The following is a 15,655-nucleotide window of genomic DNA, read 5'->3' on the forward strand; positions in this document are numbered from 1 at the left end:
CGCCCTGCTCACCCGACTCGACCTGGGCGTGTTCGACCCCGGCGCGGCGCCGGGTCGACATCATGTCGACCGACCGTAACCTCACGAACCACAGGACACACCATGACCATCCAGCCATTTCGCCACGCGACGCTCGCCGATTTCAACGCGCTCGCCGGCCACGCCGATACTGCCTTCGACGACCTGCATGCGTTCGACGAGGTCTACTTCCTGGGCGACCATACCGGCAGCTTTGCGCTGCGCGCCAACACCATCGCCAGATCACTGCCCAATTTCGCCGGCATCGCCGTGTTCTCGGTTTCGCCCGAAAAGCGCACCCGCATCGCGCAGCAGTTGCCGCTGCGGGTCAACTGGGGGTTCATCGAGATCGCCGATCTGGTCGCACGCGCGGCCGGCAAACGCATCGTCGTCATCGATTTCAACGACAACCTGGCCGGCAAGCAGGTCGCCGCGAAGATCGCGGCGCAGGGCGTACCGGTGCGCGACTGCCTGTACGCGATGCATCAGCTCGATAACGTCCACACCTACCAGACCGTGCGCCAGGAACGCGAGCACGTGGTGGCCAACCTGGACCAGTTCATCGCGCTGGCCGGACGTTTCAGCGACGACTGGTCGCGCACCACGCTGCTGGCGCGCCTGCGCGCCTTCCTGACGCTCGATCGCCGTCCGCTCATCGAGGCCGCCTTCCCGCTCGGTGAATTCATGAACAGCTTTTCCACCCAGGCCGGGCTGAAGGTCGGCACGAACGACATCTTCATCGATGCCGGGGCGGCGCACGGCGACACGGTGGCCCACTTCTTCCACATCGCGCGCGGCCAGTACCGCGCGGTGCATGCGTTCGAGCCCGATGCGACCAATTTCGCAGCGCTGCGCAATCTGGCTGCGCACCTGCCCGACGTGCACCCGTATTTCGCCGGCCTGGGCGCAGAAGATGGCGAGGTCGATTTCTACGAAAACCCGGACAACCGTTTCGGCAGCAACTTCGCCGGCGGGGGCATCAAGACCACCATGAACATCATGGCCATCGACAGCGTCGTCGACGAAGCCACGATCATGAAGATCGATGTGGAAGGCTGGGAAGCGCAAGTACTCAAGGGCGGCGCGCGCACGATCGCGGCCTGCAAGCCGGACATGACCATCTCGGCCTACCACTATGCAAAGGACATCCCGGAGCTGCTGGCCACAATGGACGACATCACCCGCTACCAGCACGTGGCGATGCGCCACTATTCATCGAGCCTGTACGACACGCAATTGCTGTTCTCGGACCGCCAGGACTTCAATTAGGCGCCGATGATGACGATTGGCTGGGCGTGGGTCGCGTGGATGAACGTTTTGGCAGCGATGTCATGCTCGATGCGCCCCGCCTTGTCGACGATGCACAGCTTGCCGATCTGGCGGCCATGACCGACGATCACGCCCAGGCCGAGCGTGACCTGGGCGCCGATGCGCGCACCGCGCCCGATCACCACACCCTCGTCGATCCAGACCGAGTGGCCGACCGTGACGCCGCTGCCGACGACGGCGCCGGCACCGATCACGGTATTGAAGCCGATCCGGCTGCCATGCTGGATGATCGCGCCGGCGCCGATCCAGCAGTTGTCGTCCATGCGCACGCCAGCGGCCACCAGGGCGCCGGGTTCGACCAGCGCCGGCATGGCGATACCGCGCAACCGCAGGCTCGCCATCAGGTCCAGGCGCATGCCGTTCAGGAAGCGTGCATCGAGCGCGACGAAGGCAGTGGCGCCCTCACCATCCAGGCCATCGAGGCCGTCCAGCGCTGCCGCCAGCGCCGCCTGGCCGGCGGCCGGGTCGAGCTCCAGCGGCCGCAGCTCCAGCGCCGCCGCCGGGGCGACAGAGCGCCACGCCGCCAGTGCGCGTGCCAGTTCCGGCCCATGACCGATCACGTGCTTACAAGGCAAACTTCCCCTCCATCAGGTCCAGGTACCAGAGTTCCAGGCTGGCGTTGATGAATTCGTAGTCGCCCAGATGGGGCGAGCGCGCGCCCGGGTGCAGCGTGCGCTGGATCTGTTCCATCACCTCGATATCCTCGCGCATGACTATATCGGTACCCATCATGTGTGCATGCAGGACCGCGGCCGACGACGCGTACGGCTGCTTCTTCTTCGCCGTCAGGTAGTACACCACCAGGTCGGTACGCCCGGCCGCGACGGGGATGTGGTGCTCGATGATGAAGGCATGGCCGCCGTTCGCCGAGGCGATGTGCAGGTTCGGGAACGCCAGCCAGTTGTAGTACCAGTCCTGGTCGCGGTAGCGCTCGACGTGAACGTGGTACGGCTCGTCCGGGGGCGACGCCATCGGCGCATCGCGCCCGCCGCCGCTGAAGCTGCGCATCAGGCCCAGCGCGCGGTTGCGCTCGCCAATGCCGGCCTGCTGCAGGCGGCGCAGGCCCGCCACGCCCTCTTCGCTGATGCTCGCCTCGAACTTGACGTCCTGATACAGCGAGCGCGCATGCAGATAGCGCGGGTGGTGGCCGTCACGCAGGTTTTCGTAGGCCAGCTTCCAGTTGAAGTGGCCCTCGTACGTCGTCATGATCACTTCGCTGTCGTAGGCCAGCGACGAGGCCGTGAGCGAAGCCAGCATGGCTGCACCGAACTGCTGCTTGATCGGCAGGGGCGTCCCGGCCAGGCACACGAATACCAGGTTGCCGACGACTTCCAGCGCGAAGCGGCGCAGGTGAATGCAGGCCCGCTCTTCCTGCGGGAAGCGGTACAGCGCATCCTCGTGCGGGATGCGCGTGGCGCCCTCGCGGTCGAAGCTCCAGCCGTGGTAGCCGCAAAACAGCGGCCGCACGCCATGCGGCTGGACCTGGATGGGATTTTGCCGGTGCGGGCAGATGTTTTCAAACGCGCGCAGCTCACCATGGAAGTTCTGGACCACGACCGGGATGCCAAACAGCGTGCGCGTCATGAAGGCATTGTGCTTCTCGAGCATGACCTTCAGGCCGATGAACTGCCATAACGGCTTGAACAGCAGTTCGCGTTCGCGCGCGAACCAGGCCTCGTCGATGTACGCCTGCGGCGGCATGCGTGAGCGCATTACTTGAACCGGAAGATCTTGGCCGGGTTGCCGATCATCGTCACGCCCGGCGGCACGTCGGCCATGACGACGGCGCCGGCGCCAATGACGGCGCCATCGCCCACCGTCACGCGCGGCAGGATGGTCGCGTGCGGGTGGATGATCACGTCGCTGCCGATGCGCGCCCCACCGCCCACGAACACGAAACTGCCGATCGTGGTGTAGTCGCCGATCTGCACTTCGTAGCCGATCACGCTGGTGGACTGGATGAACACGAAGTCGCCCAGGCGCGTGTCCACGCCCATACGCACCTCGGGCTCGAACAGGCAGCCGGCGCCCATCCGGACACCGATCGCCTTGTGCAGGCCGGTGCAGAGACTCATGAAGGTCGCGCCCTGCGCCAGCAGCGGCGCAGCGAAATGGCGGCGCTGCGCCGGCTGGCCCAGCGCGCACAGGAATTCTTGATTCGGACCCGCGCGCCAGGTCAGCGGGTCACCCAGCACCGGCAGCGGCGTACCGGCCGCCAGCTCGCCGCGGTTGTCGAGAAAGCCGGTGACGGTCCAGTCGACGCCATTGGCGATGTCGCTTTGCATGATGTTGTAGACGCTGCGGCCAAAGCCGCCGGCGCTGATGATCAATGCGTCTTTCGGGCGGGGCGTCACGTCCATGGAATGCCTCCGTCCAGGTGCAGCTGCATGCCGGTCACCTTGCGGCTGATATCGGCCAGCAGGTAGATGGCGGCGTAGGCGACGTCTTCGGGCTTGCCCAGACCCAGCGGATACATGTTGGCCTTTTCGTCGAGCCAGGCGCGATCGTCGTTGACCAGCGGCGTATCGACCAGGCCCGGTGCGATGGCGTTGGCGCGCATGGCGCGCGGCGCGATCTCCAGCGCCAGCGGGCGAATCATCCCTTCGAGCGCCGCCTTGGACGCCGAATACGGGCCCACGCCGACGGTACCGGTGTGCGCCGCAATCGACGACATGAACACCAGCGAGGCGCCGTTGCGCAGCGTCTTTTTGGCCAGCAGTTGCTGGGTGAGCATGAGCGGTGCCAGGAAGTTTGCATCGAGCACCGTCTGCATGAAGCTCTGGCGCAGCATGCGCAGCGGCGTCACGCCATGCACGCCGGCGGCGTGCACCACGCCATCGAGCTCGCCGCACGCGGCCACCAGGCGCGCCATCTGCGGCGGATCGGTCAGGTCGGCCACGCAGGCCACGTGTTCGGCCCCCGCATCGGGCACGGCGTCGAGCACTGCAAGCGTAGCGGCCAGGCGCGCTGCATCGCGGCCATTGATGACGACGCGCGCGCCGGCGCGGGCGCATTCGACGGCGACGGCGCGGCCAATGCCGCTCGATGCGCCGGTGACCAGCACGGTCTTGCGGCGCAGGTGGAACGGATGCTGGAACAGGGATGTGTCGTTCATCGCACGTGCAGGGTCAAGCCCGAATCGATGACCAGGGAAGTTCGTGATACCCAGCGGCTGGCCGGCGCCAGCAGCCAGGCGATGGCGCCGGCCACGTCGTCCGGTTCGATCATGCCCAGTGGCGCCAGGGCTGCCTTGTCGCCCGTGCTCATCACATTTTGCAGGCCATCGAGCATCGGCGTGGCGACGTAGCCGGGCGAGACGCAGTTGGCGCGCACGCCCTGCTTTGCGTGTTCGACCGCGATCGTGCGCACGGTGGCGGTCAGCGCCGCCTTGGCGCCGGAGTAGATGCCCGTAGCGTGCGGCGCGACGTGTTCGGCCACTGCCGTCACGTACACGAGCGACGCATTGGCTGCGACCTTGCGCCTGGCCAGCAAGGCTTGCGTGAGCAGCACGGGCGCGTCGTAGTTCACGGCAAACAGCTGATCGAGGTGGCGCTGGGTCACCATGCGCATCGGCGCGAGCTGCGCGGCACCGGCGCTGAACACGCAGCCGTCCAGGCTGGGCGCGGCATCGACGAGGGCCTGGCGCGCGGCCGGATCGGTCAGGTCGCCGACGATGGCCTGGTGGCCTGCGCCGGCCAGGCCGGCAACAACGCGCGCCAGCCGGTCGGAATCGCGTCCGCAGGCGAGAATGCGCGCGCCCATGCCGGCGCACAGGCGGGCCGTGGCTTCGCCGATGCCCGACGACGCGCCGGTGATCAGGATCGTCCGGTCCGCGAGGCTGAATGGCGATGCATTCATGATTCGACCAGCGCCGGGAACACCGCGCGGTCGATGTCGACGATGCAGCTGCCCCACGACAGGCCGATGCCGAAACCCGACATCAAGACCTTGTGCTTGCCGCCCTGCAGGGCTTCGCGCAGGCGCGCCGTCATCGTCACCGGGATCGAGGCCCCGCTGGTGTTGCCGAAGTCATGCAGCGTCGACGGCACCTTCTCGACCGGCAAGCCAAGCTTCTTGCGGATGGTGTCGTTGATCATCCGGTTCGCCTGGTGAAAGATGAAGTAGTCGACAGCCTCGATCGGGCATTCGGCATACGCCAGCAGCGCACGCACGGCGGGCGGCACGCGCTGGGTCGAGAAGCTCAGCACCGCCGGACCGTCGAGCACCAGCGCGGCCGGACTGCGCAGGATTCCGTCGTCGTCCTTGTACGGAAGCAGGTGCTGCAGGCCGATCGGTTCGCGATGGCCGCCCGCCGGCAGCATGATGGCGCGGTAGCCGCTGCCGTCGCTATTGAGGTCGAAGTACATCGGCGGCGCCGCCGGATCGTATTCGAGCGCGGTGGCGGTGCCCGCGTCCGAGAACAACGGCTCGACCACGGTGGCGGCCCTGTCGCCCACCAGCAGCAGCGCCTTCCTGATGCCGCCCGAGGCCATCATCGCGCCCAGCACGTGCAGGCCGAAGGCATAGGCCGAACAGCCCAGGTTGATGTCGAAGGCGATCGTGCCGGGCTTCAGGCCCAGGCGGTCCTGCAGGATGATGGCGGTGGCCGGAATCAGGTAGTCGGGCGACTGGGTGATGACGATCAGCGCGTCGATCTCGTCCTTGTTCCACTGCAGCTCGGCCAGCAGGCGCTCGCTGGCGTCGAACGCCAGGTCCGAGAAGGTTTGCCATTCGGGGCAGATGCGGCGCGTCTCGATGCCGATATTGCGCACCACACGTTCGCGCGCGCTCTTGATCTGCGGTGGACAATCGTGCAGGTTGGACAGGACGCGCCGTGGCACGCAGGACGCCATGCCGGCATAGCGCACATTGCGGATGGTCGCCTGGGCCATGGTATCAGCCGATCAGCTTGTAGACGTCGCTCACGAGCTGGCACTCGACCAGGTCCTTGCCGGTGATCGCCTTGTCGTACTCCATGTCGAACATGATGATCACGCCCAGCGCCGCCAGCGAGTCCCATTCGGCCAGCGTCTTGAGATTGGTCTCGCCGGTCAGGTGCACATCATCCTGGAAGTCGACCGCGTTCTTGAATTTTTCGACGAATTGCTCGAGTGTGTCCATTGCAGCCTAATGAAATCGTGTACTTGCGAAAAGTGGTGCCAAAAAACGTTGCGAATAACAAGTTCGCTTGATTAAAAACAATCATGACGCACTATAAGTCAAACGTAAGGCCCTGTCACCGTGTAGTAGCACGCCGCTCGTAGCGCTGCTCGATGGCGCGTGCCGTGCCGTCGCGCTCGATCGCGTCAAACCCGGCATTCAGGCGCTTGACCAGTGCATCGGGCACGGCCCGGTTGCAGGCAAGATAAACGGCGACACGGTTGAACACGAACACCGGCACGATCTGCTTGTCCCAGCCATTCCGGGCCAGCACGTCGCTGCCCGCGCGCCAGCTGGCGGCCCACAGATCGATGCGGCCCTGCAGGAGCTTGGGCGGATTGAGCATGTCATGGGGCGACGTATCGACGACATGGCCCCGGCTACGCAGATAAGTGTCACGTGCGTCGCCGGCATAGGTGCCAATGCGCAGGCCGCGTGCGTCTTCCAGGCTCGTGATACGCCAGGCGCGGTCGATGCGCCCCATCAGGACCCACTGCGCCTCGTCGGTCGGCCCGATCCACTTGAACAGGGCTTCCCGTTCCGGCGTGCGGGTGGCGGAGTACACGCAGCCATTGGCCTGCTGCAGTGCCGCTGCGTATGCGCGCTTCCAGGGCAGCAGCGTGATGTCGTGGGTGACCCCGACCCGTTCCATGACAACCCGGATCTTGTCGGTGGCGATACCGACCACGCGCCCGTCCTCGAGCATGCTCGATGGCGCCGAGCTTTCGGTGGTGATCGACAGGTAGGGCGCGGGCAGCGGGGCCGCCCGCGTCGTTGCCGACAGGCTGCCTGACAGGATGACAAGGCCAATGCAGAGTTGCCGAAATCGCATCTGATTCTCTTGGGATGAGCGCCACGGATGCGGCGCGCAAGGGCGACGGGATGTAGTTTGTTGCGCCCTCAGCATACCAGCGAGCATGATTTTTACGCAATGAACAGGCTGAATTGGTCGCTTGGACGCTACAGAACACAACAATTCGTCCAGCAATCTCACGTGCACCAACACAGTAAATTCGGAAAATGCGATACTTCGGTTTAATGCCATATGGAAGTTTTTTTTACTTCAATACAACTCTGCCTTCACCATGCTGCCATCGTTTGCCGTTCCTGAAGACCCATCCTTGCTGACGTACGGGATGTACGACCCTACTCTGGTAGGGCTGTCGCTGCTGGTGGCGATCTTCTCGTCGTGGATGGGGTTGCAGGTGACCGGGCAGGCCAGTGCCCATCCGTCGCACCGCGCCATCGCGCTTGGCACGGGTAGCCTGGCGCTGGGCGCCGGAGTCTGGGCGATGCACTTCATCGGCATGCTTGCCTTCGACCTGTGCACGCCGGTGCATTACGACCACTGGACAACGCTGCTGTCGGCGCTGCCCAGCATCGGTGCGTCGTGGGTGGCGCTGAGCCTGATCTCGCGTTCCGAACTGCGCCTGTCCCATTTGCTCGTGGGCGGCGTGCTGGTCGGCGCCGGTATCGGCGCGATGCACTATGCCGGCATGGACGGCATGCGCATGCGCCTGTCGCTGCACTACGATCCGTTCACGTTCGCGGTCTCGATCCTGGTGGCCGTGATCCTGGCCACGCTGGCCCTGAGCGTGCGCCACGGCCTGTCGCGCTTCCAGTCGGTGTCCGAACCGCGCCGCCTGCTGCTGTCGGCCTGCGTGATGGGCTGCGCGATCGCCGGCATGCACTATACCGGCATGGCGGCTGCGCGCTTCTCGGGCACGGTCGATCCAGGCGGCGCGGCCGATACCAACAGCGGCTTCCTGGCGCTGTCGATCACGGTGACCACGGTGGCGCTGTCGGTGGCCGTGCTGGGGGTGAACGGCCTGCTGCGCTATCGCCAGATGTTCCAGGACCTCTCGCGCAGCGAAGCCTGGATGCGCGCCCTGCTCACCACCACGGTCGACGGCGTGATCACGGTCGGGCGTGACGGCATCATCACCGAATTCAATGCCTCGGCCGAGCGCATCTTCGGCTGGCGCCGCGACGAGATCGTCGGGCGCAGCATCGGACTGCTGCTCACCGAGCGCGGTCGCGCCGCCAACCTTAACGTACTGACCGTGCTGGCGCGTGGCAGCCTGGAAGGCATCAACACCAGCACCGAGACCTGGTGCCTGCACAAGGATGGCCACGAAGTCCCGGTACGGGGCGCAATCGGCCATGCGCGCCTGCGCGAGCAGGACCTGTTCGTCTGCTTCGTCACCGACATCAGCGAGCGGCGTGCGATGGAGAGCGCGCTGCAGGCCAGCGAGCAGCAGTTCCGCTCCCTGATCGGCAATATTCCCGGCATCTCGTACCGCAGCGCGCTCAATGAAGACTGGCCACTGATCTTCATCAGCGATGCGGTCGAACGCGTTACCGGTTACCCGGCGCGCGACTTCCTGGGCAGCCCGCCGCGCCGCGTGTTCGGCGCGATGATCCACGCCGAAGATCGCCTGCGGGTGGGCAAGGAAACCAGCGCCGCGATGCGCGAGCACCGGCCGTACCTGGTCGAATACCGCCTGCTGCATGCCGATGGCAGCGTGCGCTGGCTGTGGGAAAACGGCACCGGCGTGCACGACGAAGCCGGCAACCTCCAGTACCTCGATGGCGTCATCCTCGACATCACCGAGCGGCGCGAGATGGAAGAAGCGCTGCGCTGCGCCAAGGAGAAGGCCGAGCAGGCTGCGGCCGCCCGCGCGACCTTCGTGGCGAATATGAGCCACGAAATCCGCACGCCGATGAATTCGATCCTGGGCTTTACCGACGTGCTGCTCGACGGCGAACTCAATGTCGAGCAGCGCCGCCACCTGGACACCGTGCGCAGCGCAGGCCGCGCCCTGCTGCGGCTGCTCAACGAAATCCTCGACACGGCCAAGCTCGAAAAAGGCGCGGTCGAACTCGAACAGAACGACTACAACCTGCTGTCGCTGATCGATGAACTGTCGTCGACGCTGGCGGCCAATGCGCGCGCCAAGGGCCTGCACCTGGATATCCAGTACGACCCGGCGCTGCCCACCGGCCTGCGCGGCGACGAACTGCGCATGCGCCAGGTGCTCACCAACCTGCTCGACAACGCGATCAAGTTCACCGCCACCGGCGGCGTGACGCTGACCGTGCGCGCCGATGTCGACCAGCTGTGCATCGCCGTGATCGACACCGGCATCGGCATCGCGCCCGAGCGCCTGGCCGCGATCTTCGATCCGTTCACCCAGGCCGACGCGTCGATGACGCGCCGCTTCGGCGGGACCGGGTTGGGCACCACGATCAGCAAGCAGCTCGTCGAGCTGATGGGCGGGCGGATCTGGGCCGAGAGCCAGCCGGGCCAGGGCACAACCTTCCACGTGCGCGTGCCGCTGATCCTGGCGCGCTTTGGCAATCAGGCGCCGCGTGTGCGCAGCGCTGCCGTGCTGCCGCCGCTGCGCGTGCTGGTGGCCGACGACGTGCCGCAGAATCTCGAACTGATGCAACTGTTGATGACGCGCCGCGGGCACACGATGACGGCTGCGCGCGACGGCGGCGCGATCGTCGAACTGGCCACCAGCGGCGAGTACGACGTGGCGCTGATGGACTTCCAGATGCCGGTGATGGATGGCCTGGACGCAACGCGCGCCATTCGCGAGCACGAGGCGCGTCATGGCACGGCGCGCCTGCCGGTGATCGCGATGACCGCCAGCGTGCTGGCCGAGCACCGCCAGGCCAGCGTCGATGCCGGCATGGACGGCTTTGCCAGCAAGCCGGTCGACTGGTTCGCCCTGTCGCACGAGATCGCGCGCGTGCTCGGTCTCGAAGGCGGGGTACCGGCCGAGGCGGCCGCCGTTCCGACGGCGCCACGCGAAGTGCTCAACCGGCGCGCCGGCCTGCACCGCTGGAGCAACCGCGAAGACGCTTATGCCGAAGCCCTCGACCACTTCGGCCGCCAGTACGCACAGCTGGACGGCGCGATGCGCCTGCATGCCGCCGGTGGCGAGCACGTGCAACTGCGCATGCTGGCGCACAAGGTGCGCGGCGCCGCCGCCAACGTCGGCCTGGAGCGCTTGTCCGACGCGCTGGCGACGCTGGAGCAGGCGACCAACGCGGTGCCGACGGACGAGCGGCACGCGGCCGAGGCCCTGGGCGTGGCGGGACAGGCGCTCGAAGCTGCGCTGGCCGCGATCGGCAACGTGGCCGCCACGCCAGTGCCGGCCACGCCAGGTGCCAGCGTCGACCTGACACGCGCGCGGCGTGCCGGCGGCGTGCTGCTCGAAGCGCTGCGCCGCGGCGCCCTGAACGACGGCGCCATGACCAGCCTGGCCGTGGCGCTGGCCGCCCACCCGGCCATCACCCGCGTGGCCCAGGTGCAGTCGGCCATCGCCGATTTCGACTTCGATCTCGCCCTCGATCACCTGGAAGCCGTGCTGGCGATCCTGGGGGCCGAGTCCTCTGACGGCGCGCCTGGCGACGCCACCAACGATCCTTCCGCATGAACCAACCGAATACCCGACCGCTGATCCTGGCCGTCGACGATGAAGCGAGCAACCTGCAGCTGCTGCGCCAGATCCTGCAGGACCACTACCGCCTGCTGTTCGCCAAGGATGGCGCGCGCGCGCTCGAACTGGCGCGCCAGGAGCAGCCCGACCTGGTCCTGCTGGACGTGATGATGCCGGGGATGTCCGGCTACGAAGTGTGCGCGGCGCTCAAGGCCCATCCGGCCACGGCGTCGGTGCCGGTGATTTTCGTGACCGCCCTGACCGAGACTGCCGATGAAGTGGAAGGCTTCGAGGCCGGCGCGGTCGACTACATCACCAAGCCGGTCAGCCCGCCGGTGGTGCGCGCGCGCGTGCGCACCCACCTGTCGCTGGTGCGCATGGAAGCGCTGCGCGCGAGCCGTCTGGAGATCGTCCAGCGCCTGGGCCTGGCGGCCGAGTACAAGGACAACGAGACCGGCCTGCACGTGATCCGCATGAGCCATTTTTCGCACATCCTGGGCATCGCAGCCGGCCTGAACGAGGTGGAAGCGGACGACCTGCTGCACGCGGCGCCGATGCATGACGTGGGCAAGATCGGCATCCCGGATCGCATCCTGCAAAAACCGGGACCGCTCGACCCCGACGAATGGAAGATCATGCAGAGCCACGTGACGATCGGCGCCGAGATCATCGGCGAACACACCAGCGGCATGCTGGCGCTGGCGCGCAAGATCGCGCTCACGCACCACGAAAAATACGATGGCAGCGGCTACCCGAACGGCCTGGCCGGGGAAGCGATCCCGCTGGTCGGCCGCATCGTGGCCATCGCCGACGTCTTCGACGCGCTGACCTCGCTGCGACCGTACAAGAAAGCCTGGACCGAAGAAGACGCAGTCGCCTTCCTGCACGACCAGAAAGGCCGCCACTTCGATCCCCAGCTCGTCGACCTCTTCACCACCCGCATCCCCGCCATCCGCGAAATCCGCACCCGCTGGGCCGAAAAACCCTAACCCCCCCCTAAAAATTAATTAGGGTCAGAGTAAAAATTAATTAGGGTCAGAGTAGAATTATTGGGCAATTACCCAGAGTTGCCAAACAATTCGACTCTGACCCTAATTGTTTTGGGGGCTTTTTCGATGGTGCGCGGCGTTTCTGATGCCGTCAGTAATTGAATTTTTTCGGAGCATCAAATTACACGCCAAACTGGCAAAAATTAATTAGGGTCAGAGTCGATTTATTGGGCAATTCCTCAAAGTTGTCAAACAATTCGACTCTGACCCTAATTGTTTTTCAAGGGTTTTGGGGCATGGATTTGTGTGGTGACAGCGACTCAGGCGGGGATTGGGGGTGCGATCGGCGTTGCCGATCGCGGGGTGATGCGTCGTCTCAGACTTTCGTCTGCGATGCGTCGTCCCAGACTTTCGTCTGCGATGCGTCGTCTCAGACTTTCGTCTGCGACAAACCTGCTTCCGTTTGCTCAAGCGCGGCGGTGCTTGAGCCGGTGGCGCGGCGGGCGATCAGGTCGTGGTAGAGCGCGGTGTAGTTGGCGGCCATTTGTTCGGAGGTGAACAGCTCTTCGAAGCGTGCGGCGGCGCGCCGGCCCATCGTGCGGGCGAGCTCGGGGTTGTCCCACAGCGTGCGCATTGCGGCGCGCAAGGCCAGCGCGTCCGATGGCGGGACCACCAGGCCCGTGTCGCCATCGATGTTGATGTACGTGGTGCCGGTGCCGATCTCGCTCGAAATCATGGGCTTGCCGTACATCGCGCCTTCGAGCAGCGAGATGCCGAAAGCTTCCGAGCGCAGGTGCGACGGGAACGAGACCGCGTAGCACAGCGTCAGCAGCGCGGCTTTATCGGGTTCGTCGATTGCGCCGACGAACAGGACGTTCTTCAGGCCCAGGCGTGCGGCTTGTTCCTTGAGCTCGTGCTCGATTGGTCCCGCGCCGACGATGACGACCGGGTAATCGGTGCCGGCCGCCGCTTCGAGCAGGATGTGCAGGCCCTTGTAGTAGCGCAGCACGCCCACGAACAGGAAGAACTTGGGACCGACCCGCTCGCGCCAGTGCGCCAGGCGATCGGGGTCGGGCTGCGGGTAGGTGGTGCGGTCCAGGCCGAACGGGATCACGCTGGTCTTGCCCGGATACCGCGCCAGCACGGTGGATGAGCCCAGGTAATTGGGCGAGGTCGCGACGATGGCGTCGACGCTGCGCAGGAAGCGGTGCTTGAGTGGCTGGTACAGGCGCAGCAAGTGGCGCTGGCGCACGATGTCGGAGTGGTAGGTGACCACCGTCGGCTTGTTCACGCGCGCCATGAAGTGCGCCAGGTCCATGAACGGCCACGGGAAGTGGTAGTGCACGACGTCGGCTTCACGCGCCAGGCGCGCCAGCGCGCCGATCGACTGGACCGAGATGGCGTTGGACGCGATCTCGGCATTGAGCGGGACCCGGTGCACCATATGGCCCTCGAACTCGAACGGTGCGAGGTTCTGGTGGCGCGACAGCGACAGCACGGTATTGGTCACGCCAAGGCGCCCGGTGCCCACGGCCATCTGGCGGATCACCTGTTCGACGCCGCCGACTGAATCCGGGTGGTAGGTCTTGTAAAAATGAAGGACGCGCATAATCAACTCAGCTTACTGCGAAAGTACGGCTCGGTACACATTTGCCGTCAGGCGTGCGGTGTTTTGCCATGTCAGTTGTTCGGCACGTGCACGCCCGGCGGCGATACAGCGCGTGCGCGCAACGCTGTCCTGTGCCAGCGTGCGCATGGCCTCGGCCAGTTCGCCCGCCGACAGCGGGTCCACCAGCAAGGCCGCATCGCCCGCCACTTCGGGCAGCGAGGTCGTGTTGGACGCCACCACCGGCACGTTCGATGCAAACGCTTCGAGCACCGGAATCCCATAGCCCTCGTACAGCGAAGGGAAGACGAACACACCGGCGCCTGCATACAGGTGGCGCAATTGTTCCTGGTCGGTCAGGCGATCGAGCCAGACGAGGTTCTCGCCCGCCGCGCGCGCCGCCCCCATGCTGGCCACCAGGGCGTCGCTGCGGCTGCCGGGCGCGCCGACGATCACCAGCGTGCGCTCGGCGCGCACGGCCGCCGGCAGCATCAGCCAGGCGGCCAGCAAGCGCTCGACATTCTTGCGCGGCTGCAGCGTGCCCACGAACAGAAAATAGCCCGGCTGCAGCTTGTGGGCCGCCAACGTGGCCCGCGTGGCCTCTGGCGCGGGCGGCGTCAGCCAGCTTTCGTCGACGCCGCACGGCACCACCGTCACGCGCCGTTCGTCGACGCCAAAGCACTCGACCAGTTCGGGAATGGCGAAGTGCGACAGCGCGATCACGTGGTCGGCCTTGCGCGCAGCCTTGGCCTGCAACTGGTTTTTCAGCCCGCGCAAGCGCGGATTGCACCACTCCGGGTGCTTGATCGGCAAGGCGTCGTGCAGGCTGGCCACGACCGGACAATCCATGCGCACCACGCGGTAATCGGTCACATGGAACAGGTCGAGCGGCATATGCACGCGGTGCGCCGCCGGCGTCACCAGGTCGAGCAGCGTGGCGGCTTCGAACGAATAGGGAAAGGCCTGGCCGACACTGATGTCAGCGGCCCCGCCGCGCGCACGCGGCCAGGACCACGGCGTCACGGTGCAACCGGTGGCCGGCAGGTGGCGCAGCAAGGCATTGGTGTAGACGCCGATGCCATCGAGGCGTCCGCCCGTCAGCCCCGGTTCGATCATGGTCGTCCCGAGGCCGACGTTGATCGCTGCGGCGTTCACGCCAGGTACATCCAGCGCAAGGTCTCGTACAGCGGCGTCGGGGCCAGGTCGCCCACCACGGCAGTCAGCTTGCGATTGCTGCCAGTCAGTTGCAGCACGTCGTTGGCACGCACGAAGGCCGGATTGACCTGCACGTCGATGGGATAGCCGGCGATCTCGCCCATCATCTCGATGACGTTCGACAGCGAATGCGGCGTGCCCGAGCAGACGTTGAACGCTTCGCCAGCCGGCGCTGCCGCCAGGATGCGGCGGTAGGCACGCGCCACCATGCGCACATCCGAGAAGTCGCGCGCGATGGCGAGATTGCCCAGTTCGATGCGCGCCTCGTTGCGGCGGAAATGCGAAACGATTTTCGGCAGCAGGAAATTGTCCGCCTGCCCCACGCCGGTGTAGTTGAACGGCCGCACGATCGTGATCGGCAACTTGTCCATCCACAGGCGCGCCATGTATTCCATGGCCAGCTTGCTCACCGCGTAATCGTTGGCCGGTGCCGGCGGCACGTCTTCATCGATGACAGGCACGCTGGCATTTCCATAGATGTTGGCCGATGACGCCAGCAGCACGCTGGTTGGCCGGTGACTGCCTGAAGCAAGCGCCTCGAGCAGATTGCGCGTGCCCACCACGTTGACGCGGTAAATCGCTTCGACGTTGGCGTGGCCGACAAACGCGATACCGGCCAGGTGCGCCACGACATCGGGCTGCACCTCGGCCACCATGGCAGCGACCGCATCGCGGTCGCACAGATCCACCGCGACCATGTCGGGGCCGACCTCTTCGCCCGGCATCACGGTGCCGAACACGCGATAGCCGGCGGCCGCCAGCTCTTGCGCCAGGTAGTACCCGGTGAAGCCGCGCAGGCCCGTGATCAGGGCGCGCCGCCCCTCCCCTTCACGCAGCGGGGCAAGCCCCGAAGATGCGCTGGTGTCGTCCGTGGCCAGGCGCGTCAT

General features: G+C 66.0%; 14 protein-coding genes. 3 read left to right on the forward strand and 11 right to left on the reverse strand.

Annotated features, from left to right (window positions below; all coding sequences use genetic code 11):
* Positions 1 to 102: 102 nt before the first annotated feature.
* Positions 103 to 1,287, forward strand: coding sequence for an FkbM family methyltransferase (locus tag AC1MGT_RS08695; RefSeq protein ID WP_499503858.1), 1,185 nt, complete (start codon positions 103 to 105; stop codon positions 1,285 to 1,287).
* Here the strand turns inward: AC1MGT_RS08695 and AC1MGT_RS08700 are convergent.
* The 8 genes from AC1MGT_RS08700 to AC1MGT_RS08735 form a co-directional block, all read right to left on the reverse strand.
* Positions 1,284 to 1,922 carry a hypothetical protein gene (locus AC1MGT_RS08700; protein ID WP_499503859.1) on the reverse strand — a complete coding sequence of 213 codons (639 nt, stop codon included), beginning with the start codon at positions 1,920 to 1,922 and terminating at the stop codon, positions 1,284 to 1,286. The genes AC1MGT_RS08695 and AC1MGT_RS08700 overlap by 4 nt on opposite strands.
* Positions 1,912 to 3,060, reverse strand: a complete 1,149-nt coding sequence (locus tag AC1MGT_RS08705; RefSeq protein WP_499503860.1) for an aromatic ring-hydroxylating oxygenase subunit alpha — start codon at positions 3,058 to 3,060, stop codon at positions 1,912 to 1,914. The genes AC1MGT_RS08700 and AC1MGT_RS08705 overlap by 11 nt, the downstream gene beginning before the upstream one ends.
* Positions 3,060 to 3,707: a PglD-related sugar-binding protein gene (locus tag AC1MGT_RS08710; protein WP_499503861.1), complete on the reverse strand. Its 648-nt coding sequence runs from the start codon at positions 3,705 to 3,707 to the stop codon at positions 3,060 to 3,062. Before AC1MGT_RS08710 ends, AC1MGT_RS08705 begins: the two co-directional genes overlap by 1 nt.
* On the reverse strand, positions 3,698 to 4,462 hold the full coding sequence (locus AC1MGT_RS08715) for an SDR family NAD(P)-dependent oxidoreductase (RefSeq protein ID WP_499503862.1): 765 nt from the start codon (positions 4,460 to 4,462) through the stop codon (positions 3,698 to 3,700). Before AC1MGT_RS08715 ends, AC1MGT_RS08710 begins: the two co-directional genes overlap by 10 nt.
* Complete coding sequence (locus AC1MGT_RS08720) at positions 4,459 to 5,205, reverse strand: SDR family NAD(P)-dependent oxidoreductase (protein WP_499503863.1); 747 nt, start codon at positions 5,203 to 5,205, stop codon at positions 4,459 to 4,461. The genes AC1MGT_RS08715 and AC1MGT_RS08720 overlap by 4 nt, the downstream gene beginning before the upstream one ends.
* Positions 5,202 to 6,239, reverse strand: coding sequence for a ketoacyl-ACP synthase III (locus AC1MGT_RS08725; protein WP_499503864.1), 1,038 nt, complete (start codon positions 6,237 to 6,239; stop codon positions 5,202 to 5,204). Before AC1MGT_RS08725 ends, AC1MGT_RS08720 begins: the two co-directional genes overlap by 4 nt.
* A 4-nt stretch (positions 6,240 to 6,243) precedes the next feature.
* Positions 6,244 to 6,468, reverse strand: a complete 225-nt coding sequence (locus AC1MGT_RS08730) for an acyl carrier protein (RefSeq protein WP_499503865.1) — start codon at positions 6,466 to 6,468, stop codon at positions 6,244 to 6,246.
* 115 nt (positions 6,469 to 6,583) lie between these two features.
* A complete protein-coding gene (locus tag AC1MGT_RS08735; RefSeq protein ID WP_499503866.1) occupies positions 6,584 to 7,339 on the reverse strand; it encodes a substrate-binding periplasmic protein in 756 nt (251 codons plus the stop codon).
* A gap of 304 nt (positions 7,340 to 7,643) precedes the next feature.
* Between AC1MGT_RS08735 and AC1MGT_RS08740 the strand changes: the two genes are divergently transcribed.
* On the forward strand, positions 7,644 to 10,955 hold the full coding sequence (locus AC1MGT_RS08740) for an MHYT domain-containing protein (protein ID WP_499503867.1): 3,312 nt from the start codon (positions 7,644 to 7,646) through the stop codon (positions 10,953 to 10,955).
* Positions 10,952 to 11,947 (forward strand): response regulator, encoded by a 996-nt coding sequence (locus tag AC1MGT_RS08745; RefSeq protein WP_499503868.1) that lies wholly within the window; start codon positions 10,952 to 10,954, stop codon positions 11,945 to 11,947. Before AC1MGT_RS08740 ends, AC1MGT_RS08745 begins: the two co-directional genes overlap by 4 nt.
* 430 nt (positions 11,948 to 12,377) lie before the next feature.
* On the opposite strand, the gene AC1MGT_RS08750 is transcribed toward AC1MGT_RS08745, so the two are convergent.
* Genes AC1MGT_RS08750 through AC1MGT_RS08760 form a run of 3 tightly spaced genes read right to left on the reverse strand, consistent with a single transcriptional unit; the run spans position 12,378 to position 15,655 of the window.
* Positions 12,378 to 13,556 (reverse strand): glycosyltransferase family 4 protein, encoded by a 1,179-nt coding sequence (locus tag AC1MGT_RS08750; RefSeq protein WP_499503869.1) that lies wholly within the window; start codon positions 13,554 to 13,556, stop codon positions 12,378 to 12,380.
* Positions 13,557 to 13,568: 12 nt separating this feature from the next.
* On the reverse strand, positions 13,569 to 14,708 hold the full coding sequence (locus AC1MGT_RS08755) for a glycosyltransferase family 4 protein (protein WP_499503870.1): 1,140 nt from the start codon (positions 14,706 to 14,708) through the stop codon (positions 13,569 to 13,571).
* Positions 14,705 to 15,655 carry an NAD-dependent epimerase/dehydratase family protein gene (locus AC1MGT_RS08760; protein ID WP_499503871.1) on the reverse strand — a complete coding sequence of 317 codons (951 nt, stop codon included), beginning with the start codon at positions 15,653 to 15,655 and terminating at the stop codon, positions 14,705 to 14,707. The genes AC1MGT_RS08755 and AC1MGT_RS08760 overlap by 4 nt, the downstream gene beginning before the upstream one ends.

This window comes from Telluria sp. BA11 (assembly GCF_056680305.1).